The organism is Pseudonocardia sp. Ae150A_Ps1 (assembly GCF_001932315.1).
Classification (GTDB): Bacteria; Actinomycetota; Actinomycetes; order Mycobacteriales; family Pseudonocardiaceae; genus Pseudonocardia.
Map to the genome: position 1 here is coordinate 435591 of NZ_MCIJ01000001.1, position 21698 is coordinate 457288.

Here is a 21698-nt window from a genome sequence, read left to right on the forward strand (position 1 = left end):
CTCCCCCGGCCTGGTCGCCCCCGCGCCCGAACGCTGACACCCGGCGGCGGGCTCCTCCGGCCGCTCCTGTCGTGACGTGGGTTCTGGGTCGTCGTTTCGTTGACGATTCGCTGGCGTCAATGTTTCATTGACACATGAAGGCTGCCGCCGGGCCCCGGACGGCACGACGTCACCCCGTCGCGACCTCCGCGCTGTCCACGAACCCCGGTCGGCAGGCCTTGACCCACACCCGACGGCCGGTGGGCGGCGGGGTCGCCGCACAGTGGATCCGCCAGTGCCGCCCGTCCTGCGGCGGGAGCCCGACGTCGTCGCCGGCTCCCCTGCCCGTGGCCTGCGGAGCAGGCGGGTCGTCGGTCCAGACGACGCACGCACCGGGCGTCGGTGACACCGGTACCCGGTCCGGGTACCGGCACCGCCACTACCTCCCACTCCCCTGCCGGCCTCCACGCGGCGAGGAGATCGTCCTCGTCCTGCCCGGCGGCGTCACCGTGACGGGCGAGCCATCCGTCGACCGCCGCGCGGAACCGGGCGAGTATCGCCTCGTACTCCGGGAGACCGGCGAGGTTGCGCAGCTCGTGCGGGTCCGCGTCGAGGTCGTAGAGCTCCTCGGCGGGCTTCTCCGGCCCGACCAGCGCCCGCTGCGCGGGAGTGAGCAGGGTGCGCGGCTCTCCCTGTGTCCGCTGGGCGGACTCGTCACGCGCCAGCCGCCGGAGCTCGGCCCACGTGCCCAGCGTGTCCGGGTACTCCGAGTGCGGCATCGGGGGGCGTCCGGGATGGGTGTGCCGGACGTAGCGGTGGCGGTCGTCGCGGGCGCTGCGGCTGTGGTCCTCGATCTCCATCATCCGGTCGCGGCCCGCGAACACGTAGTCGTTCGGGCGGTCGACCAGCGACCCGTCCGGGCCCAGCAACGGGACACCGTGCATCGACGGGGGAACGCCGGCCCCGCACACCTGCAGCATCGTCGGGGCCAGGTCCATCAGGTGCACCGGATCGCCGTGCACCGCGCCCGGCGCCAGGTGACCCGGCCACCGCATGATCAACGGCTCGTGCAGCCCCGAGTCGTGGAGCCACCGCTTCGCGCGCGGCATCCCCGCGCCGTGGTCACTCCAGAACACCACCAGCGTGGAACCGGCGAGGCCGTCCGACTCGAGCTCGTCGAGCAGGCCGCCCACCCAGTGGTCCATCTCGGTGATCAGGTCCAGGTACCGCGCCCACGTCGTGCGGAACGCCGGGGTGTCCGGGTGGTAGGGCGGCAGCACGACGTCGTCCGGGTGGTGGCGGTCCTCCGGGCCGGCGTGCGGGATACGGGCCTCGAACTGCTCGTCGTCCCCGTACAGGCGGGACTCGTGGGTGACGAGCGAGTGGAACGCCGCGAAGAACGGCACGCCGTCGGGCCGGTTCCGCCAGTGCGCGGACGGCGAGCAGTCGTCGAACGCCGACGGCGGCGTCGAGGTCTGGAAGTCGGTGAACCAGTTGTTCGTGGCGTAGTACCCCGCCTCTCGCAGGTACTCGGTCACGAACCGGACCTGGGGCGGCATCACCGCCTTCGTCCGCATGTGCATCGTCCCGATCGCCGTCGGGAAACAGCCCGTCATGATCGCCGACCGCGACGGCCCGCAGATCGGGGCCGCCGCGAACGCCCGGTCGAACCGCATCCCCCCGTCCGCCAGGGCGTCGAGGTTCGGGGTGCGCGCCTGCTCAGCCCCCGGATACACGCCCGCGTAGCAGCCCAGGTGCGGGTTGATGTCGTGGGTCGAGATCCACACGATGTTCGGGCGCCCGGTCATCGCGCGGCCGTCGCGCGCCGCTGAGCTCGCCGCTCGGCCTGCCGGTCGGGGTCCGCCACCGGGGACGCGAGCAGCAGCGTCCGCGTGTACTCGTGCGCGGGATCGCGGGTGACCTGCTCCGCGTCGCCCTGTTCGACCATCTCGCCGCGGTACAGGACCGCGACCCGGTGGCTGACGTGGCGAACCACGTCGAGGTCGTGGGAGACGAACAGGTAGGCGACGCCGATCGCCTCCTGCAGCTCGAGGAACAGGTCGAGCACCCGGGCCTGGGTCGACAGGTCGAGCGCGCTGACCGGCTCGTCGCACACGATCAGCTTCGGACGCAGCGCCAGCGCCCGGGCGATCGCGATGCGCTGGCGCTGACCGCCGGAGAACTCGCGGGGCAGCCGGTGCATCGCGTCCTGCGGGAGATGGACGCGGTCGAGCAGCCCGGAGACCCGGCTGCGTGCCTCACCTCCCTCGATCCCCTGCACCTGCAGCGGCTCGGAGAGGGTGTCGCCGACCGTGCGGGCCGGGTTGAGCGAGCTGTACGGGTCCTGGAACACGACCTGCAGGTCACGGCTCAACGCCCGCGGGGTCCGGCGGTCGGCCGCCCCGATGCCGCGGCCGTCGAACCGGATCCGCCCCGAGGTCACTGGGGCGAGACCGAGGACGGCGCGCCCGATGGTGCTCTTCCCGGAACCGGACTCGCCGACCAGCCCGAGCGTCTCGCCGGCGCCGACCTGCAACGACACCCCGTGCAGGGCCCGGAAGGCGGGGCCGAGACGCTTCGTGCGGAACTCGACGACCAGGTCCTCGACGTCCAGGAGCGGGGTACTCATCGGGTCGCCTCCAGGTTCTCGTCCGCCGCCGCGGTCAGGCGGCCGCGCGGCGGCTTGTCGGCGAGCATCGCGTCGAGCAGCGACGCCGTGTACTCGTGGTCGGGGTCGCGTAATATCCGTCGGACGTCGCCCGACTCGACCACGGTGCCGTCGCGCATGACCAGGACGCGGTCGCAGAGATCGGCGACGACGCCGAAGTTGTGGGTGACCAGGAGGACCGCCAGGCCGAGCCGCTCCTGCAGGTCCCGAAGGACGTCGAGGACCTCGGCCTGCACGGTCACGTCCAGTGCCGTGGTGGGCTCGTCGGCGATCACGAGGTCCGGTTCGCAGGAGATCGCACCGGCGATCAGCACCCGCTGGGCCATGCCGCCGGACACCTCGTGCGGATGGGACCGCATGACCCGGACCGGGTCGGCGATCCCGACGCTGCGCAGCAGCTCCTCGGCCCGGGCGGTGGCCTCCGCCCGGGAGACGCCGAGCAAGTGCGTCATCGGGCGCACGAGCTGGTACCCGATGGTGAAGGCGGGGTCGAGGTTGCTCATCGGTTCCTGCGGGATGTACCCGATGCGCCGCCCGCGCAGGGGGCGCAGCCGGTCCTGGTCGACGGCCACGTCCCCCGGTCCGACGGTGAGCTCGTCGTCGATCCGGATGGTCCCGCCGGTGATCAGCGCATCTCCCGGCAGCAGCCCGAGCACCGAGAACGCGGTCTGCGACTTGCCCGATCCCGACTCGCCGACCACCCCGAGGACCTCGCCGCGGTCGAGCGTGAACGACACCCCGTCCACCACCTGCTTCAGGGTCCCGTCCGCCTGCGGGTAGGCGATGCCCAGGTCACGCACCTCGAGAAGGTGACCGCCACCGTCCCGGGCGGTACCGGCCGACGCGGCGCGGCGACGCTCGACCGCCTGCCGGACGGCTCCGCCGGCACCGGCGGAGCCCGCACGGGCCGGGTCCTCCACCGCGTCGCGCACCGCGTTGCCGAGGAGCACCAGGGCGCTCGTCGTGACCACGATCGCCAGGGCGGGCCAGACCAGGGTCATCGGGCCGTCGTAGACGCTGCGGAACCCCTCGTTGAGCATCACGCCCCAGGTGGGTACGGCGGCGTCGCCGAGGCCGAGGAACTCCAGTCCGGACTGGACGGCGATGGCGATCCCGCAGACCAGTGCGCGCTGGATGATCAGGGGCGCCCGGACGACCGAGAGCACGTGGCGGCGCAGGATGCGGGCGTCCGAGAGCCCCGACACCCGGGCCGCGTCGATGTAGAGCTCGTCGCGCACCGCGCGCACCGCGGTGCGGGCCAGGCGGAAGAACCCGGGCGCCAGCATGATCCCGAAGACGATCATCGAGATCCACACCGACGGGCCCAGTGCGGCGCGCACCGCCAGCAGCACGATCATCGACGGCAGCGCCAGGATGATGTTGGTGACCCAGGTGCCCGCCCCGTCGATCCCACCGGCGTAGTACCCGGCGAGCAGACCCGACGGTACGCCGACGGCGATCGCGACGGCCGCGCACAGCAGCGCCGCGAGCAACGTCGTCTGCCCGCCGTGCAGCAGCCGGCTGAGGATGTCGCGGCCCCCGCTGTCGGTGCCCAGCGGATGGTCGGCACCTGCGCCCGAGAGGATGTTGCGGATGTCGGCGTAGCCCGGCTCGAAGGGGGCCAGTACGTCCGCCAGCAGCACGCCGGCGACGATCAGCCCGAGGACGGTCGCGGCCGCCGCCCCGAGCGGGTTGCGGAGCAGCCGCCGGAGCACCTCGCCCCCTCGTCCGCGGGGTGCCGATCCCGGTGCGGCGGGGGTGACGGGCGGGGCGGAGGGCTCGGTCATGCGACACGCACCTTCGGGTTGAGCCAGCCGTTGGCCAGGTCGACGAGCAGGTTGACCACGACGACGATCACCGTCGTGTAGGCGACGACCCCCATGACCAGCGGCAGGTCCCCCGTCGTGGTGGCCTGCACCGCGAGCGTCCCGACCCCGGGCAACGCGAACACCTGCTCCATCACGACGACGGCGCTGAGCATGCCGATGAACTGCAGGCTCAGGACGGTCAGGCCGGCCGGGGCGGCGCTGCGCAGCACGTGCCGGAAGAGGATCTCCCGCTCCGGCAGCCCGCGGCTGCGCAACGTGCGGACGTGGTCGCGGGACAGCTGGGTGAGCACCGCACCGCGCACCTGCTGGGCCGACGCGGCCACACCGTTGATGAGCAGGGCGGTCATCGGCAGGGTCAGCGACACCACCCACGGTCCGATGCCGGCGCCGGGCGCGATCGTGCTCACCGCCGGGAACCAGGGCAGCGTCACCACGAACAGGCCGACGAGCAGCAGGCCGATGAGGAAGCTGGGCAGGGCGTCACCGATCGCGGCGCCGATCTGCACGGCGCGGTCGGCGCGGCCCCGGCGCACGGCCGCGGTCATGCCCAGGGCGGTCGCGATGACGCCGATCAGGACGATGGAGAGCAGGACCAGGGTCAGGGTGACCGGGAGCCGGGTCGCGAGTGCGGCGACGACCGTCTGGCCGTTGAACCAGGAGGCGCCGAAGTCACCGGTCAGGGCGGCCGCCCACCAGTCCACGAGACGTTCGAGGAGCGGTCGGTCGAGGCCGAGCTCGGCGTTCTTGGCGACGATCTGGTCAGGTGTCGCCTGCTCGCCGAGGATGTTCGCGGCGACGTCGTCGGTGGAGAAGAACAGCAGCAGGAACGTCAGGCAGAGGACGGCGGCGAGCACGACCACGCCCGATGCCAGCCTGCGGAGCAGGAAGGGCAGCACGGTGACCTCCGGGGTGCGACGGGGCGGCGGTCAGCCGGCCGGGTGGAAGTTGTAGATGGAGGGGACGACCTGGCCGATCTGCGGTTCGACGCGGACCTTCCCGCCGTCGAACGCGTAGGTGTTGCCCATCCGGGCCCACGGGGCGAACCAGGCCTGCTCGGTGACGTAGCGGGCCATCTCCTGCGCCTCGTCGACGGCGTCGGGCCCGGCCACGCGCAGACGGTCGAGGATCCCGTCGAGGCGGGGGTCCTCGGACCGGAACGGGTTGTACAGCGTCTGCGGCACCAGCATCTGCTCCACCGCCATCCACGTCGGCCCCTGGAAGATCGGGAAGTAGGCGGCGGGCCAGCGCGCGCTGCCGATCTCCGACTGCGCCGCCTGGCCGGGCACGCTCGCGGCGCGCACGGTGATGCCGATGTCGGCGAGCGGCTGTACGACGAACGGGATGGCGTCGTTGGTGTTGGCGCTGAACGGCATGCTCAGGGTGAAGCCGTCGGGGTGGCCGGCCTCGGCCAGCAGCTCGCGCGCACGCTGCGGGTCGTAGCCGTAGTAGTCGTCGAGCGCGGGATCGAAGGCCGTGCTGGCCTCACCGAAGACGTGGCTGGTCGGGGTGCCGTACCCACCGAGCAGACCGTCGACGGCGACCTGCCGGTCGAAGGCGAGGTTGATCGCCTGACGCACGCGGACGTCGGCCAGCTCCGGGACGACCGCGCCGTCGCGGTCGAACAGCATCAGCCCGGCCCAGTTGACGTCCCGGTTCACGATCTCGCGGCCGGCGTTCTCGGCCTGGGTGGTGTTGCGGGGCAGCAGCTGCGTCCCGTCGACCTGCCCGGCGACGAGCGCGTTGATCCGCGCCGTCGGCTCGGCGAGCACCTTGAGCACGACCTCGTCCCACTGCTGCAGCGAGGGGTCCCAGTAGCCGTCCCGGGCACGGAACACGTACCGGTCGCCGGTCACCGAGCGGGCCTCGTCCATGACGTAGGGGCCGGACCCGACCGGGGTGCGGTCGAGGGCGGGGTCCCCGAGCGCGGCGGGGCTCGCGATCATGCCCGCGGCCTGGCTGAGGTAGAACTCGAGCGCCGGGTTCGGCTGCGCGAGCTCGATCTCGACCCGGTACGGCCCGGTGACGCGCACCTCGGCGACGTCGGCCGTCTGGACGGCCTGCGGTCCGTTGGCGGTCCGGAAGTGCTCCAGGCTCGCCCGCACCGCCTCGGCGTCGAGGACCTCGCCGTCGCTGAAGGTGACGCCCTCGCGGATGGTCAGCGCGAGTGTCGTCTGCGTGTCGTCGGTGTAGCCCCACGCGGTGGCGAGCATCGGCACGAGCGTCCCGTCCGGCTCGCGCCGGATCAGGGTGTCGTAGGCGGTCTGGAACGCGACCAGGCGGTGCCCGTTGTGGCCCTGCCCGGTGTCCCAGGTCGCGACGTCCTGGACCTGGCCGATGTTCAGGACACCGGCCGGCGAGGCCGGGGTCCCGATTCCGGCACACCCGGCTGCCGCCAGCATGCCCACCACCGTGACCAGGATGGGAAGAACTCTTCGGCCTGACCTCATCGTCAACAACCTCGTGTGGGTACTGAGGGTCCGGATGCCCTCTCGGGTTCGTGCGGACCGCGCGTCGGGGCGTGTGGAGGGATTACGGCACGGGATCGAACGGCGCTTCAACGGGTTGCCAGCAGTTGCAGGGCCGCGCCGCCGGTCCGCACGGGACGGCCCGCCACGGCGTCCACCGTGGCCGGCAGGCTCGGTCGCCCGGCGCCGGAGCTGCAGCGGTCAGCTGCCCGGAGCCCCCTCCGCAGGGCACGCGACGTCCCAGGCGACCCGCAGCCCGAGGTGACCGGCGGCGCTGTCCGGGGTGTTCGCGGTGCGGGCGGCGACCCGGTAGCGGTTGCAGTAGGACTCGTGGCACAGGTACGAGCCACCGCGCATCACCCGGGCGTCCCCGCTGCGCGGCCCGAAGTGGTCGGCGCACCACTCCCAGACGTTCCCGGCCGTGTTGTGGAGGCCGTAGCCGTTCGGGGCGAACGCCGTCACGGGCGCAGTGGCCCGGTAGCCGTCCTCGGCGGTGTTGCGGACCGGGAAGTCGCCCTGCCAGATGTTGCACCGGTGCTCGCCCGCCGGGGTGAGCTCGTCGCCCCACGGGTAGCGCGCGCCCTCCAGGCCGCCACGCGCGGCGTACTCCCACTCCGCCTCGCTGGGCAGCCGCCCGCCGACCCACGCGGCGTAGGCGCGGGCGTCGGCGTGCGACAGGTGGACCACCGGGTGGTCGGCCCGGTCGCCGACGATGCTGCCGGGGCCCTCCGGCGCAGACCAGGTCGCGCCCGTCACCCCGGCCCACCAGGGGGTCTGCTGCGGGCGCGGGCTGGTCCGGCGCAGTGCCGCGGGCAGGAACCCCACGAACACGAACGACCAGCCGATCCGCTCGGTCTCCGTCACGTAGGAGGTGGCGGCGACGAACTCGGCGAACCGGGCGTTGGTCACGGCCACCGTGTCGATCAGGTACGGGCCGACCTCGACCCGCCGGGCGGGCCCCTCGCCGTCGGTGCCGTAGCCCTCGGCGGAGTCGGTGCCCATCAGGAACGACCCACCCGGGACCTCGACCGCGGTCTCGGGGACGTCGCGCGCACCGGAGCCCCCCGGCGGCGCGGGCGCCACGGAGGTGTCCCGCGGGCCGGGAACGCAGCAACCACCGCTCATGATCGCCTCATTGTGCACGGCGTCCGCACACACCACCGGCAGCGGTCCGTGGGCGCGAGACCTCCGACGGGAGGGTCCAGGTCCCCGCCGCGGGCGCCGCACCGGTCAGATCAGGTGCCCGTAGCCCAGCGCGACGAGGTTCTCGCGGGAGGTCCGGAGGCAGTCGTAGGGGTCGCGGCCGTACTGCTGGTCCTGCTCGATGAACAGGTACTCGGCACCCGAGTCCAGCGACTGGTCGATGATCTCGGCCCAGTCGAGGTTGCCCTCGCCGACCTCGGCGAACTGCACCACGTCGGTGAAGGAGCGCATGAACCCGGCCCGGTCGCCGTCGGCCAGGGCGTCGAACGCCGACGGGTCCAGCTCGCCGATGCGGTAGTCCTTGAGGTGGACCAGGTCCACCAGGCCGGCGTACTGCTGCAGCGTGCGGACCGGGTCGCGGCCACCGCGCTGCACCCAGTGCACGTCGATCTCGAGCCGCATCGTCGGCGCCTCGGCGCGGATGACGTCGAGCAGCGTGCTGCCTCCGCGCCTGGCGAACTCGACGTGGTGGTTGTGGTAGTAGAGGGTGATCCCCTCGTCGGCGAGCCGCGCGGACACCTTCTCGGCCCGGCCGCAGAACTCCAGCAGCGCCTCGTGCGAGGCCATCGCCGGGTACGGCATCATGCCGATGCGCAGCCGCGAGGCGCCCAGGGCCTTCGTGTCCGCGACGATCTTGTCGAAGTCGTCCAGGAGGGACTCGTTCGGGCCGCCGCCCATGCCGGCGGACAGCGCCCCGAAGTCGATGCCGAGCTCGTCACGGGCGCGGACCATCTCGGCCACGTTCTCCGGGGTCATCGCGATCTGGGAGACCTCGACCGCGGAGAAGCCGGACTCCGAGAGCCGGCGCAGGACCTCGTGGGGCCCGACGTCCTCGACGTGGTTCTTGAGCATCATCATCTGGACGCCGATCGTGGGCATGGGTTCCCCTTCAGCACGGAGGTCGGGTGGGGTAGGGGTGGGCGCGGCCGGGCCGGTCGTCAGCCGGTGGCGGTGTGCCGGATCCGGCCGATGCCACTCCGGGCGTAGACGTCGGTGAGGATGCGCAGCGATTTCATCGCCTCGCGGGGGCCGATCCAGAACGGCTCGTCGTCGCCCAGCCGGGCGTAGAAGTCCCGGATCAGGTACTCGTGGGACACCCCCCAGTAGGAGCGTCCGTTCAGCGCGGCCCGTCGTTCCGGCACGGTGTGCACCGTGCCGTCGGCCCGGGTCACGGTGAGGTCGCCGCGGATCGACAGGCTGCCCCGCTCGGCGGTGACGTCGATGGTGACCGGTGCGTGGACGACGTTCGCGAGGGAGCCGACGACGACGCTGCGGGCCCCGCCGTCGTGCGAGAGCAGCATCTCGGCGGTGTCCTCGACCTCGATGAGGTCGCCGTAGAGCCGGGTCGAGGCGCTGCCGGACACCTCGACGACGTCCCCGGCGAGCCACTGCACCAGGTCGATGGTGTGGATCGCCTGGTTGATGAGCAGCCCGCCGCCCGCGGTGGCCCACCGCCCGCGCCACGGCTTGGCACGGTAGTAGTCCGGGGTGCGGGTCCACATGACCGTCGCGACGGTGCCGAGCACCGCGCCCAGCTCCCCGGAGCGCAGCATCTCGTGCGCGGCCTGCGCGGTGGCGTTGTAGCGGTTCTGGAAGCACACCCCCACCCGGGCACGACCGCGCCCGGCGGCCGCGACGAGACGCTCGGCCTCGTCGACGGTGTGCGCGAGCGGCTTCTCGAGGAGTACGTGCACCCCGGCGTCGAGGGCGACCGGGACGTGCTGGTCGTGCGGGGTACAGACGTGCACCACGTCCGGGCGAGCGCGGGCGAGCAGCGTGCGGTGGTCGGCGTGGCCCGGGACGCCGTGGCGCTCGGCGGTCGCCGCGCGGGCGACGGGATCGGTGTCGCAGACCGCCACCAGCTCGATGCCCGCCTCCCGGGCGATGGCGTCGAGGTGCACCGGCGCGACGTCGCCGCAGCCGATGACGGCCGCCGTGGTCACCGCGTTCACCGGTACTCGATGCCCTCGGCGCCGAGCAGCCCGGTGAACGCCTCCCAGGCCTCGGTGAACAGCTCGGGTCCGGAGAATCCGCCGAGGCTGTGGGCCTGCGACAGGTGCGGTTCCAGGGAGAAGAAGCCGTCGAAGCCGTCCGAGCGGAGCGCGCGCAGGGTCTCGACCATCTCGCCGTCGCCGCGACCGGCGGGGCGGACCTCGCCGTCGGCCAGCAGCGCGTCCTTGATCTGGACGTACTCCAGGTAGGGGCGGACGGCGGCGTAGGCCTCGGTGAAGGGCCGCACGCCCACCTGGACGAAGTTGGCGGCGTCCCACGCGGCGCGCAGGTTCGGCGACGCGACGGAGGCGAGGATGTCGGCGCAGCGGCGCGGGACGTCGCCGTAGATCTCCTTCTCGTTCTCGTGCACGAGGATCACCTCGCGCTGCTCGGCCAGATCGGCCAGGGCCCGCATCCGGCGCAGCACCTCGTCGCGGTGGCGGTCCGGGTCGTCACCAGGGCTGACGAAGAAGGAGAAGACCCTGATGTAGGGGGCGCCGAAGTGGTGGGCGACGTCGAGGGCGTGCCGGGCCCGGTCGAGGTGCGCGGTGAAGTCCTCCTCGACGTGGATCTTGCCGATCGGGGAGCCGATGCTCGACACGGCGAGTCCGGCGTCGTCGACGATCCCCTTCGCCCGGGACAGCGCGCCGGCGTCCAGGTCGAGCACGTTCGTACCCCAGGCGCTGCGGAACTCCAGGTGGGACATGCCGAGCTTGCCGAGTAGCGCCACCTGTTCGTCGAGGTCGGAGGAGATCTCGTCGGCGAAGCCCGAGAGTGTCCACATGTTTCCGGTTGTTCCTCACTGAGCGCTGTTCGGTCGCACGATCACCGTGACCGCTGCCCGGTGGCACCGCCCACTTGTTCCCACTTGTTGCATCGGTGCCTGGCTACGGTGCGACGGAACATGTGGCAACCCGTGGCCGTCCACCCCGCGCTCCCCCACCGTGGTCGCCGTCACGAAGCCGTGCACGAGGGAGGTCCACGCATGTCCGGAGAGGTCCGGCTCGGAATCATCGGATTCGGGGCGCAGGGATCGATGTACGCCTCCTTCGTCCGGGACGGCAGGGTCCCCGGGATGGAGATCGGCGCGGTCGCGGACACCGACCCGGACAGGCGTGCGACGGCCTCCAGCGAGTACGGGGTACCGGTCCACGAGGACTACCGGGCGCTGCTCGCCGGCGGTGAGGTGGACGCCGTGGTCACCACGGTGCCGCACTACCTGCACCCCGAGATCGGCATCGCGGCCCTGGAGGCGGGCCTGCACGTGCTGGTGGAGAAGCCGGCCGGTGTCTACACCGGGCAGGTCGCCGAGCTCAACGCGTGCGCCGCCCGGCACCCCGAGCTGACGTTCGCGATCATGTTCAACCAGCGCAACAACCCGCTCTACCAGCGGATCAAGGAGATCGTCGACGCCGGCGAGATCGGCGCGATCCGCCGGACGAACTGGATGATCACCACCTGGTGGCGCCCGCAGGGCTACTACGACCAGTCCGCATGGCGCGCCACCTGGGGCGGCGAGGGCGGCGGTGTCCTGGTCAACCAGGCTCCCCACCAGCTCGACCTGTGGCAGTGGATCTGCGGGGTCCCGCGCTCGGTCTACGCCAAGGTCGCCTACGGCTTCCGCCGCGACATCGCCGTCGAGGACGAGGTCACCGCCGTCGCCGACTACGGCGACGGCGTCACCGGCACCTTCGTCACCGCCGTGCACGACATCGAGGGCACCGACCGGCTGGAGATCCTCGGCGACCGGGGCCGCATCGTCGTCGACGGATCGAGGACGGCGACCGTCACGCGCCTGGTCGCCGACGAGCGCGAGCTGTCGGAGTCGATGTCGGCCGAGGACGTCCGCAAGCTCTTCACCGGCAAGCTGGACCGCAGCACGTACTACTCGCGCGAGGTCCTCGAGTTCGAGTCGGTCTGGGGTGCGCAGCACACCGGCGTCCTCGCGAACTTCGCCGCCACCATCCTCGACGGGACACCGCTGCTCGCGGCGGGCAGCGACGGGATCGACGGCGTCCGGCTGGCCAACGCGATCCACCTGTCGAGCTGGCTGGGCCGGGAGGTCCCCCTCGACTTCGACGAGGACCTCTACCTCGCAGAGCTGAACAAGCGGATCGCGGCCGAGGGCTCGTTCCCCGAGCGCGCCGGAGGCGCCGAGCCCGCCCGGTGACCCCGGGTCGGCCCGGGTCGCGCGGTCCCGGGCTCTGATAGCTTCCCGGCGACCCACCCGCTCCGCGCAGCGACGGCGATCCGGCCCCAGCGCACCGACCAGCCGGAGGTGGAGGCTTGGGGACGCGGCCCACGATCTACGACGTCGCCGCCGCCGCGGGCGTGGCGCCCTCGACGGTGTCGCGGGCACTCGCCCGGCCGGGCCAGGTCAGTACCCGCACCGCGGAGAAGGTGCGCAGGTCCGCCGAGGAACTGGGCTATCGCCGCCTCGCCGTCAACGCCCCGACGGACTCCGCGCCGACCGGTGTGCTGCTCCTGGTCACCTCCGACATCAGCAACCCGTTCGTGTTCGAGCTCGTGCACGGTGCCGAGGACGCCGCATTCGATGCCGGACTCGCCATCGCGGTCGCCGACTCCCACGAGTCGGGCCCGCAGGAACGGGCGCTCGTCGAGCGGGCACTGCCCCGGGTGGACGCCGTCGTGCTCGCCAGCTCGCGGCTGTCGGACTCGGCGATCCGGGTACTGGCCAAGCAGAAGCCGACGGTCGTCCTCAACCGTGCGGTCCGCGACGTCGCGAGCGTGTCCACCGACTACGGGCCCGCGGCGCGGGCGACGATCACCCACCTGCGGGAGCTCGGCCACGACGCCGCCGAGTACCTGGGAGGCCCGGCCGCGTCGTGGGCCGACGGCGCACGGTGGCGGGCGTTGCTGGAGGCGTCCCGCGCGGCCGGGGTGACCCTGCACCGCAGCGGGCCGGCGGCGCCGACGGTCGAGGGCGGCATCCGTTTCGCCGAGGGCCTGTCCGACCGGCCGCCGACGGCCGTGATCACCTTCAACGACCAGATGACGGTCGGCGTCGGGCGCGGGCTGGCGGCGGCGTCGCTGTCGGTGCCGGCCGACGTCAGCGTGGTCGGCTTCGACGACACCGTGCTGGCCGGTCTGGTCCTGCCGAACCTCACCACCATCGCCACCCCGCTGCGCACGATCGGGCGGACCGCGGTCACCACCGCGCTGTCGTCGATCGACGGCACCGCCCCGGAGCCGCTGTCGGTCGAGATGCCCGCGCGGCTGGTGGTCCGGGAGTCGACGGGCCCGCGTCGCGCCCGCATGGCGGTGTGAGCAGCACGTCCCGGCAAGAGGTGGCAACCCGTTGTCCACGGGCCGCCGGGCGGGCGACGGTGGCCCCGGCGAGGACGGGAGCACAGGTGACCACCATTCAGACGCCGGGCCGCGGACGGCCCGGCAGCCGCGCCGCGGCACCGATCGGGATCGTCCACGTCGGACTCGGGAACTTCTTCCGGGCCCACCTGGCCTGGTACACCGAGCACGCCCCCGACCGGGACCGGTGGGGCATCGCGGCCTTCAGCGGGCGCAGCGTGGAGCTCGCACGGGCCCTGCAGGCCCAGGACGGGCAGTACACCCTGCTCACCCGGCACCCCGACGGTCCGTCGTTCGAGACCGTCTCCAGCCTCTCGGCCTGCCTGCCCGGCGCCGAGCACGACGGTTTCCTCCGGCTGGTCGCGGACCCGCGGACCCGGGTGCTGTCGCTGACGGTCACCGAGGCCGGCTACCGACGCGGCCCCGGCGGGGGGCTCGACCACTCCGACCCGCAGGTGGCCGCCGACCTGGCGGCGCTCGCCCGGTCGTGGACCGCGCCGGTGGGCAGTGTGCCCGCACGGCTCGTCGCGGGCCTCGCCGCCCGGCGCGACGCCGGCGCCAGCCCCTGCAGCGTGCTGTCCTGCGACAACGTCGACGGCAACGGGGAGATGGTCGCCCGCGTCGTGCACGACGCCGCGGCCGCGGTCGACCCCGGGCTCGCCGACTGGATCTCCGGCACCGTCGCGTTCCCGTCGGCCATGGTCGACCGGATCACCCCACGCACCGAGGAACGGGACCTCGACGAGGTGCACCGCGGCACCGGTGTCCGTGACCGGGCGCCGGTGAGCACCGAGCCCTTCAGCGAGTGGGTCCTCCACGACGACTTCCCCGGAGGCCGCCCACGCTGGGAGGACACCGGCGCGGTCTTCGTGACCGATGTGACCGTCCACGAACGCCGCAAGCTCCTGATGCTCAACGGCGCCCACTCGCTGCTGGCCTACGCCGCACCGGCCCGCGGTCACGAGACGGTGGCCGAGGCGATCGCCGACCCGGTCGTGCGGGGGTGGGTCGAGGCCTGGTGGGACGTCGCCGGCCGGCACGTCCCGCTGCCCGGGGCCGAGCTCGCCTCCTACCGGGACGCCCTGGTGACCCGGTTCGCCAACACCGGCATCCGGCACCGGCTGTCCCAGATCGCCGCCGACGGGTCCCAGAAGCTGCCCGTGCGGGTGCTGCCGGTCCTGCGTGCCGAGCGCGCCGCCGGCCGGATCCCCGGGCCCGTGCTGCGGCCCCTCGCGGCCTGGCTGCTGACCCTGCGCCGTGGCACGGGCGCGGGCGACCCGATCGCCGGCACGCTCACCACCGCCGCCGCGGGCCCGATCCACGAGGCGGCACCGCGGGTGCTGGAGATCCTCGACCCCGGCCTCGCCCGCGACGAGGACCTGGTGGCGGCCGTCGTCGCCCACGTCGACGACCTCGCCGCATCGACGGGAGGCTGAGTCGTGCCCGTCGCGTGGATCGACGCGAGCTCCGGCGTCGCCGGGGACATGCTGCTCGGCGCACTGCTCGACGCCGGCGCCGACCCCGAGCGGGTACGCGGCCCGATCAGGTCGCTGATCCCCGGCGAGGTCACCGTCGACGTCGGCGAGGTGCGGCGCGGCGGGCTGCGGGCCACCCGGGTGGAGGTGCGCAGCACCGCCGACGACCACCCGCACCGGTCCTGGGCCGGCATCCGCGAGCTGCTCACCGGCAGCGACCTCCCGTCGGACGTGCGGGAGCCGGCGCTGTCGGTGTTCTCGGTGCTGGCCCGGGCGGAGGCGCGGGTCCACGGGGTCCCGGTGGAGCAGGTCCACTTCCACGAGGTCGGGGCCTGGGACTCGATCGCCGACGTCGTCGGGACCTGCGCGGCCCTGGCGGACCTCGGGGTGTCGGCGGTGTCGGAGGTGACGGCGAGCCCGGTCGCGCTGGGCTCGGGCCGGGTACGCACCGCGCACGGTCTGCTGCCGGTACCGGTGCCCGCGGTGCTCGAGCTGAGCCGCGGCTGGCAGGTCGGCGGCGACGGCGAGCTCGCCACCCCGACCGGGATGGCGCTGCTGCGCGGGCTCGCCGGTGGCTGCGGCGCGATGCCACGGATGACCGTCGGGCGCACCGGGTACGGCGCGGGGGCGCGGGACACCGACGGCCGGCCGAACGTCGTCCGCGTCGTCCTCGGCGAGCCCTGCCCGGCGACGCGCCCGGGCGGGCAGGACCTGCTCGTGCTGGAGACCAACGTCGACGACATGGACCCCCGGGTCTGGCCGGAGGTGCTGCGGTCGCTGCTCGAGCGCGGTGCCGCGGACGCCTGGCTCACCCCCGTGCTGATGAAGAAGGGCCGCCCGGCACACACGCTGCACGTCCTCACCGACCCCGGGCGGGCCGACGAGCTGCGGGCGTTCGTGCTGCGCGCCACCTCGACGCTGGGCGTCCGCCAGTGGCCCGTGGCCCGGCACGCGCTCGACCGGACCTGGGCGACGGTGACCGTCGAGTCGGCCCCGGTACGCATCAAGCTGGGCGTCGAGGACGGCCGGATCGTGCACACCGCACCCGAGTACGAGGACGTGGCGGCCCTGGCCGCGGCACGTGACCTGCCGCTGCGTCAGGTGCTCGAGGCCGCGGTGGCCGCCGCCGACGCGAGCGGGCTCCGGCCGGGCGGGCCCGTACCCGCCGGCTGACCGGCCCTCAGTGCGGGGCGGCGATCTGCGCGGCCAGGTGGCCCGCGCCGTAGCCGTTGTCGATGTTGACGACCGCGACACCCGATGCGCACGCGTTGAGCATGGTCAGCAGCGCCGCCACCCCACCGAGCGACGCCCCGTACCCGACCGAGGTGGGGACCGCCACGACCGGCGCCGACACCAGCCCGGCCACGACCGTGGGCAGCGCGCCGTCCATCCCGGCCGCCACGACGATCGCGCGGGCCCCGCGCAGGGTGTCCTGGTGGGCGAGCAGCCGGTGCAGGCCGGCCACGCCGACGTCGGCGACGAGCTCCACCCGACGGCCCAGGTGGGTCGCGGTGACGACCGCCTCGCGGGCCACGGGCAGGTCCGAGGTGCCGGCGGAGAGGACGACCACCCGTCCGCCGGCGGGCTCCGGCGGCTCCGCCGGCCAGGCCAGCATCCGGGCTTCCGGCTCGTGCCGGGCGTCGGGCGCGACGTCGAGGATCACCGCGGCGTGGTCGTCGCCGGCGCGGGTGAACAGCGTCGGCATGTCGCGGGCGACGATCTCGCGGGTGATCACGCGGACCTGGTCGGTGGTCTTGCCCTCGCAGAACACGGCCTCGCCGTGGCCGACGCGGGCCTCGCGGCCGACGTCGAGCCGGGCGAAGTCGCCGACCGGTGCGACGTGCTCGGGCCCGGTCACCGCGCGGACACCAGGGGAAGGGTGAAGGCGCCGGACTGCAGCCCGGCGAGGTCGACCGTGACGAACCGGAACCCGGCATCGCGCACGGCGGCGAGCACGTCGGTGCGACGCGGCCCCAGCGCGTCCGCGATCAGGTCCTCGGGCACTTCGACCCGCGCCACCTCGCCGTGGTGGCGCACCCGCACGTCGTCGAACCCGAGCGCGCGCACCGCCCGCTCGGCGCGCTCGATCTGCGCCATCTTGTCCTCGGTGACCTGCTCGAAGTGCGGGATGCGCGACGCCAGGCAGGGTGCGGCGGGCTTGTCGGCGTTCGGCAGGCCCATCGCCCGTGCGATCCGGCGCACCGCCGGTTTGTCGAGCCCAGCGGACGCCAGTGGACGCAGGACGCCGTGCTCGGTCGCCGCGCGGGCACCCGGCCGGTCGGCACGCCGGGTGTCGTCGAGGTTCTCCCCGTAGGCGACGACGTCGAGGTCGTGCTCGGCGAGGACGGTCTCGTCGATGGTGGTGAACAACGTGTCCCGGCACGCGTAGCAGCGGTCCGGGCCGTTCGCCCGGTAGTCGGGTCGGTCGAGCTCGGCCGTCGCGACCTCGACGAGCTCGACACCGGTCGCCGCGGCGACCCGGTGGGCGGTGGCCCGTTCGTCGGCGGCGAGGCTCGCCGAGACCCCGACGAGTGCACGGACCCGGTCCGGCCCGAGGGCGTCGGCGGCGAGGGCGAGCAGCGTGGACGAGTCGACACCGCCGGAGAGTGCGACCCCGACGCGGCCGGCGACGCGCAGCTCGTCGCCCACGCGGCCTGCCGCCGCCCGGTCGGCGGCGCCGAGGCTGTCGCGCCACCCGTCGGTCACCCTGTCGTGGCTCATCCACCTGCTCCTCGCCCGGCGTCCGCGGCTACGGCTCACCGTCCATTGAGGCAGCCCGCGGGTGCCCGCGGCAACGCGTTGCCAGCAGTTGCCGCGGGTGCCCCGGGGCTAGACTCGCCCGCCGTGACCACGCGGCCCACCATCTACGACGTCGCACGCGCCGCGGGGGTCTCGCCGTCGACGGTGTCCCGGGCGCTCGGCCGTCCCGCGCGGGTCAGCGCGCACACCGCCGAGCTCGTCCGGCGGGTCGCGACGGAGCTCGGGTACAGCAGGCAGGCCCGGACGGCGTCGGCGGACCGGTCGTCGATGGTGGTCGCGCTGGTGATGTCGGACATCACCAACCCGCACAGCGCCGAGATCGTCCGCGGCGCGGAGCAGGAGGCCGCCGAGGGCGGATACACGATGCTGCTGTGCGACACCCGCGAGTCGGTGACCCGCGAGGCCGACGTGCTGCGCCGGGTCCTGCCGGTCGTCGACGGAGTGGTGCTGGCGAGCTCGCGCCTGACCGACGACGAGGTGGCCGCCGTCGCCGCGACCCGGCCGACCGTCGTGCTGAACCGCTCGGCGGTGTCGGTGCCGAGCATCGCACTCGACGACGCGCGGGCCGCGCTGCTGGTGGTCGAGCACCTGCACGGCCTGGGGCACCGCACGATCGCCTACGTCGGCGGCCCGCGGAACTCCCCGGTCGAGGCGGAGCGCCGTGCCGGGGTCGAGCAGGCGGCGGACGCGCTGGGCGTCGGCCTGGTCGGTCTCGCCGCGGCGGGCCCGACGCTCCGGGCGGGCGCCGGTCTCGCCGACGACGTCGCGGGTGCCGGGGTGAGCGCCGTCGTGGCCTACAACGACCTGCTCGCGATCGGCCTGCTGCAGGCGCTGCGCCGCAACGGGACCCGGGTCCCCGAGGACATCGGCGTCGTCGGGTTCGACAACATCCCGCTCGGTCGGCTGGTCAGCCCGCAGCTGACGTCGGTGGGCGCACCGCTCCAGGCGATGGGTGCCTCGGCGATGCGCAACCTGCTCCAGCAGCTGGCCTCGACCGGACGTGCGACGGTCCGCTCGGCCCGGCTACCGGTCCGGCTGGTGGTGCGCCAGTCGACCGGCCCCGCGCCCGCTCACGGCTCGCGCAGGCGGTAGAGCACCTCACCGGCCGGGTCCACGACGAGCGTGCCGGGATCGCGGCGCTCGCGCTCCAGGTCGATGCCGGCGGGGTCGGCGTGCTGCAGGTTCACGCGCTCGACCGTCTCGCGCGGGATCCCGGTCGCCAGCGTGACCCGGACCCGCAGCCGCTCCCCCTCGACCGGGTCGTAGGTGCCCGCGCCGCGCAGGTGCGTCGAGTGGGCGAGCACCCCCCACCCGACGTGGCGGAAGCGTTCCCACTGGGCGGTGAAGTAGTCCCGGCAGTGGTAGCCGATCTCCTCGATCTCCGGGTGGCTCACCGACACCGTCGTGATCCCCGGCGCGTAGATCACGACCTCGCCGCCGTCGGCCACGACCGGTTCGAGCTTGTAGAAGCCCTTCGCGGCGGTCCAGATGTCGTCGTACTTCTCCGGCATCACCGACACGACCCGGCGCACCTGGCGGTCCAGGTACTGCACGTGGGTCCCGGCCGAGACGGCGGCGGCCGCGGCCCAGGCCTGCTCCGGCGGGCCGGACGCCACCGCGTGCAGGTCGACGGAGCCGGACCGCACCACCAGGCACAGCGCGTGCCGCTCCACCGGGATCATCGCGGCGGCCTCGTCGATCAGGGCACGGACCGGGGTGATCCCGAGGGTGCCGATGATCTCCGAGCTGGAGATCAGCGCGCCGAGCCAGTGCGACAGGTCGATGATCTCCGGGCCCGCGACGCCGGGGAAGAAGTACTTGTTGCCGCCGGAGAAGCCCACGACCTCGTGCGGGAACACCGGCCCCACGACGAGCGCGAGGTCGGCCTCGACGACGTGCCGGTTGATCCGGACGTCGACCTCCTGGTGCAGCCTGCCCTCGGAGAGCTCGTGGACGCGCTCGGCGGGGACGACACCCACCGACACCAGGGTGCCGGGGTCCCACCACTCGTGGTTGAGCACCGTCGTGCCCAGATAGGTCTGCGCGAGCGAGTCGCCGTCACAGCCCAGGTGGGACGCGAGGCCGTCGTCCGTCATCGGCTGGTGGGTCCCGAACGCGATCAGCACGACCAGCCGCTCGGCGCGTCCGGCCAGCGACCGGTGGATGCGGTCGACCAGCAGCGGCAGCGGGCAGCTCCGCGTCCCGTCCGGGACGATCACGCACACCGACCGGCCGTCGACAGGGAGCCGTTCGAGCTGCTCGGCGACGAAGGCGCTCACCGCCTCGGGGGCGAGGACGGTGTCCGCGGATCCGATCATCGGCACCGCCGGGCTCACGCTGACCATGGCGCCACCGTCGCCGGATCCCGGCCCGGCCCACAACGGCGGGCGCAAGCGATGGCAACAGCTTGCCCGCCGCGCCGGCCCGCTCGGAGGGTGTGGGCCATGCCAGCCCTGCAGCTGCACCCGGACCGCCTGTTCCCGCCCGACCCGGCCACCCGAGACGTCGCGCGGGAGCTGTACCGGTCCGTCCGGGACCTGCCGATCATCTCCCCGCACGGGCACGTCGACCCGCGGATCCTCGCCGAGGACACCCCGTTCCCGGACCCGACGTCGTTGTTGATCAGCCCGGACCACTACGTCACGCGGCTGCTGCACTCGTCCGGTGTCGGGCTCGACGAGCTCGGCGTCGCCGCCGGTTCCCCGCTCGACGAGGGCACCGCGCGCAAGGCCTGGCGGATCTTCTGCGAGCGGTGGCCGGTCTACCGCGGCACACCGGTGCAGTACTGGTTCGAGTCCGAGCTCCACGACATCTTCGGCGTGCGGGAGCGGCCCGCTCAGGCGAACGCCGACGACCTCTTCGACCGGATCTCGGCCGCGCTGCGCACCCCGGAGTTCCGGCCGCGGGCGTTGTACCGCCGGTTCGGCATCGAGGTGCTGGCCACGACCGACGACCCGGCCGACGACCTGCACTGGCACCGCGTCCTGCGCGACGATCCGTCGTGGGACGGGCGGGTGATCCCCACGTTCCGGCCCGACCGCTATCTCGAGCCTGCCGGCGACGGCTGGCCCGCGGCCGTGGCGGCCCTCGGGGCGGCCGCCGACACCGACACCGGCGACTACCGCGGTTTCCTCACCGCCCTGCGGCGGCGACGCCGGTACTTCGTCGACCACGGCGCCACCTCGGCCGACCACAGCCACGCCGACGTGGGCACCGAGCCGCTCGACGAGACCGTCGCCGCGGACATCTTCGCCCGGGCGCTGCGCCGCGAGGCCTCCACCGCGGAGGCGACGGCGCTGCGCCGGCACCTGCTGTTCGAGATGGCCGCCATGTCCGCCGAGGACGGGCTGGTCATGACCCTGCACCCGGGCATCCTGCGGAACCACCACCGGCCCACCTACGAGCGGTTCGGCCCGGACCGCGGGCACGACATCCCGACCGGCATCGAGCTGACCGAGGCGCTGCGTCCGCTGCTGCAACGGTTCGGCACGAGCTCCGGGTTCCACCTCGTGGTCTTCACGACCGACGAGACCGTGTTCTCCCGGCAGCGGGCGCCGCTGGCCGGGTTCTACCCCTCCGTCTACGTCGGGGCGCCGTGGTGGTTCCTCGACGCCCCCGACGCGATCGGACGCTGGCGCTCCGCGGTCACCGAGACGGCCGGTTTCAGCCGGACCTCGGGCTTCATCGACGACACCCGCGCGTTCTGCTCGATCCCGGCACGCCACGACATGTCCCGCCGCCTCGACGCCGCCCACCTCGCCGACCTCGTCGTGCGGCACCGCCTCGCCGAGGACGAGGCGGGCGACACGATCCGGGCTCTGGTGCAGGACAACCCGCGCGCCGTGTTCAAGCTGTGAGCAGACGCGGCGGGGCGAGCCGGGTGTACCGAACGGCTCCACGTACCGCCGCCGCGACCACCGAGTGCCTGCACCTGGCCCGCGAGAACGGCCAGGAGTTCGAGGTGGCGCACCTGGGATTCCGCCTCGCCGTCTACGGCCGC

At 73.6% G+C, this 21698-nt stretch carries 18 protein-coding genes; 6 read left to right on the top strand and 12 right to left on the bottom strand.

Annotated features, from left to right (window positions below; translation table 11 throughout):
• Positions 1-116: 116 nt before the first annotated feature.
• The 9 genes from Ae150APs1_RS01900 to Ae150APs1_RS01940 form a co-directional block, all read right to left on the bottom strand.
• Positions 117-1787, bottom strand: a complete 1671-nt coding sequence (locus tag Ae150APs1_RS01900) for a sulfatase (RefSeq protein WP_212567145.1) — start codon at positions 1785-1787, stop codon at positions 117-119.
• Entirely contained in the window at positions 1784-2608 is an 825-nt protein-coding gene (locus tag Ae150APs1_RS01905) for an ATP-binding cassette domain-containing protein (RefSeq protein ID WP_075295356.1), read from the bottom strand. The genes Ae150APs1_RS01900 and Ae150APs1_RS01905 overlap by 4 nt, the downstream gene beginning before the upstream one ends.
• Positions 2605-4434, bottom strand: a complete 1830-nt coding sequence (locus Ae150APs1_RS01910; protein WP_249266173.1) for a dipeptide/oligopeptide/nickel ABC transporter permease/ATP-binding protein — start codon at positions 4432-4434, stop codon at positions 2605-2607. Before Ae150APs1_RS01910 ends, Ae150APs1_RS01905 begins: the two co-directional genes overlap by 4 nt.
• Positions 4431-5372, bottom strand: coding sequence for an ABC transporter permease (locus Ae150APs1_RS01915; RefSeq protein ID WP_010244045.1), 942 nt, complete (start codon positions 5370-5372; stop codon positions 4431-4433). Before Ae150APs1_RS01915 ends, Ae150APs1_RS01910 begins: the two co-directional genes overlap by 4 nt.
• 30 nt (positions 5373-5402) lie before the next feature.
• Positions 5403-6875 carry an ABC transporter substrate-binding protein gene (locus Ae150APs1_RS01920; RefSeq protein WP_139316778.1) on the bottom strand — a complete coding sequence of 491 codons (1473 nt, stop codon included), beginning with the start codon at positions 6873-6875 and terminating at the stop codon, positions 5403-5405.
• A gap of 267 nt (positions 6876-7142) precedes the next feature.
• Complete coding sequence (locus Ae150APs1_RS01925) at positions 7143-8066, bottom strand: formylglycine-generating enzyme family protein (protein ID WP_075301571.1); 924 nt, start codon at positions 8064-8066, stop codon at positions 7143-7145.
• A gap of 105 nt (positions 8067-8171) precedes the next feature.
• Positions 8172-9023, bottom strand: coding sequence for a sugar phosphate isomerase/epimerase (locus tag Ae150APs1_RS01930; RefSeq protein WP_010244051.1), 852 nt, complete (start codon positions 9021-9023; stop codon positions 8172-8174).
• Positions 9024-9082: 59 nt separating this feature from the next.
• Positions 9083-10096, bottom strand: coding sequence for a Gfo/Idh/MocA family oxidoreductase (locus Ae150APs1_RS01935; protein ID WP_083679877.1), 1014 nt, complete (start codon positions 10094-10096; stop codon positions 9083-9085).
• On the bottom strand, positions 10093-10920 hold the full coding sequence (locus tag Ae150APs1_RS01940) for a sugar phosphate isomerase/epimerase family protein (RefSeq protein ID WP_010244055.1): 828 nt from the start codon (positions 10918-10920) through the stop codon (positions 10093-10095). The genes Ae150APs1_RS01935 and Ae150APs1_RS01940 overlap by 4 nt, the downstream gene beginning before the upstream one ends.
• A 201-nt stretch (positions 10921-11121) precedes the next feature.
• Between Ae150APs1_RS01940 and Ae150APs1_RS01945 the strand changes: the two genes are divergently transcribed.
• The 4 genes from Ae150APs1_RS01945 (at position 11122) to larC (ending at position 16111) form a co-directional block, all read left to right on the top strand.
• Positions 11122-12306, top strand: a complete 1185-nt coding sequence (locus tag Ae150APs1_RS01945) for a Gfo/Idh/MocA family oxidoreductase (protein ID WP_075295362.1) — start codon at positions 11122-11124, stop codon at positions 12304-12306.
• Between the two features lie 116 nt (positions 12307-12422).
• On the top strand, positions 12423-13424 hold the full coding sequence (locus Ae150APs1_RS01950; RefSeq protein ID WP_075295364.1) for a LacI family DNA-binding transcriptional regulator: 1002 nt from the start codon (positions 12423-12425) through the stop codon (positions 13422-13424).
• Positions 13425-13510: 86 nt separating this feature from the next.
• Complete coding sequence (locus Ae150APs1_RS01955) at positions 13511-14899, top strand: mannitol dehydrogenase family protein (protein WP_075295367.1); 1389 nt, start codon at positions 13511-13513, stop codon at positions 14897-14899.
• Positions 14900-14902: 3 nt separating this feature from the next.
• Positions 14903-16111, top strand: coding sequence for a nickel pincer cofactor biosynthesis protein LarC (larC, locus tag Ae150APs1_RS01960; protein ID WP_075295369.1), 1209 nt, complete (start codon positions 14903-14905; stop codon positions 16109-16111).
• 7 nt (positions 16112-16118) lie between these two features.
• Here the strand turns inward: larC and larB are convergent, their stop codons facing one another.
• On the bottom strand, positions 16119-16796 hold the full coding sequence (gene larB, locus Ae150APs1_RS01965; protein ID WP_075295372.1) for a nickel pincer cofactor biosynthesis protein LarB: 678 nt from the start codon (positions 16794-16796) through the stop codon (positions 16119-16121).
• Positions 16793-17659: an ATP-dependent sacrificial sulfur transferase LarE gene (gene larE / locus Ae150APs1_RS01970; protein ID WP_075295374.1), complete on the bottom strand. Its 867-nt coding sequence runs from the start codon at positions 17657-17659 to the stop codon at positions 16793-16795. Before larE ends, larB begins: the two co-directional genes overlap by 4 nt.
• Before the next feature lie 123 nt (positions 17660-17782).
• Here larE and Ae150APs1_RS01975 point away from each other — a divergent pair, with 123 nt between their 5' ends.
• A complete protein-coding gene (locus tag Ae150APs1_RS01975; RefSeq protein ID WP_170918029.1) occupies positions 17783-18790 on the top strand; it encodes a LacI family DNA-binding transcriptional regulator in 1008 nt (335 codons plus the stop codon).
• Here Ae150APs1_RS01975 and Ae150APs1_RS01980 read toward each other — a convergent pair.
• Positions 18769-20043 (bottom strand): lactate racemase domain-containing protein, encoded by a 1275-nt coding sequence (locus Ae150APs1_RS01980; protein WP_083679878.1) that lies wholly within the window; start codon positions 20041-20043, stop codon positions 18769-18771. The genes Ae150APs1_RS01975 and Ae150APs1_RS01980 overlap by 22 nt on opposite strands.
• A 99-nt stretch (positions 20044-20142) precedes the next feature.
• Here Ae150APs1_RS01980 and uxaC point away from each other — a divergent pair, with 99 nt between their 5' ends.
• Complete coding sequence (gene uxaC / locus Ae150APs1_RS01985) at positions 20143-21555, top strand: glucuronate isomerase (RefSeq protein ID WP_075295379.1); 1413 nt, start codon at positions 20143-20145, stop codon at positions 21553-21555.
• Positions 21556-21698: the final 143 nt, after the last annotated feature.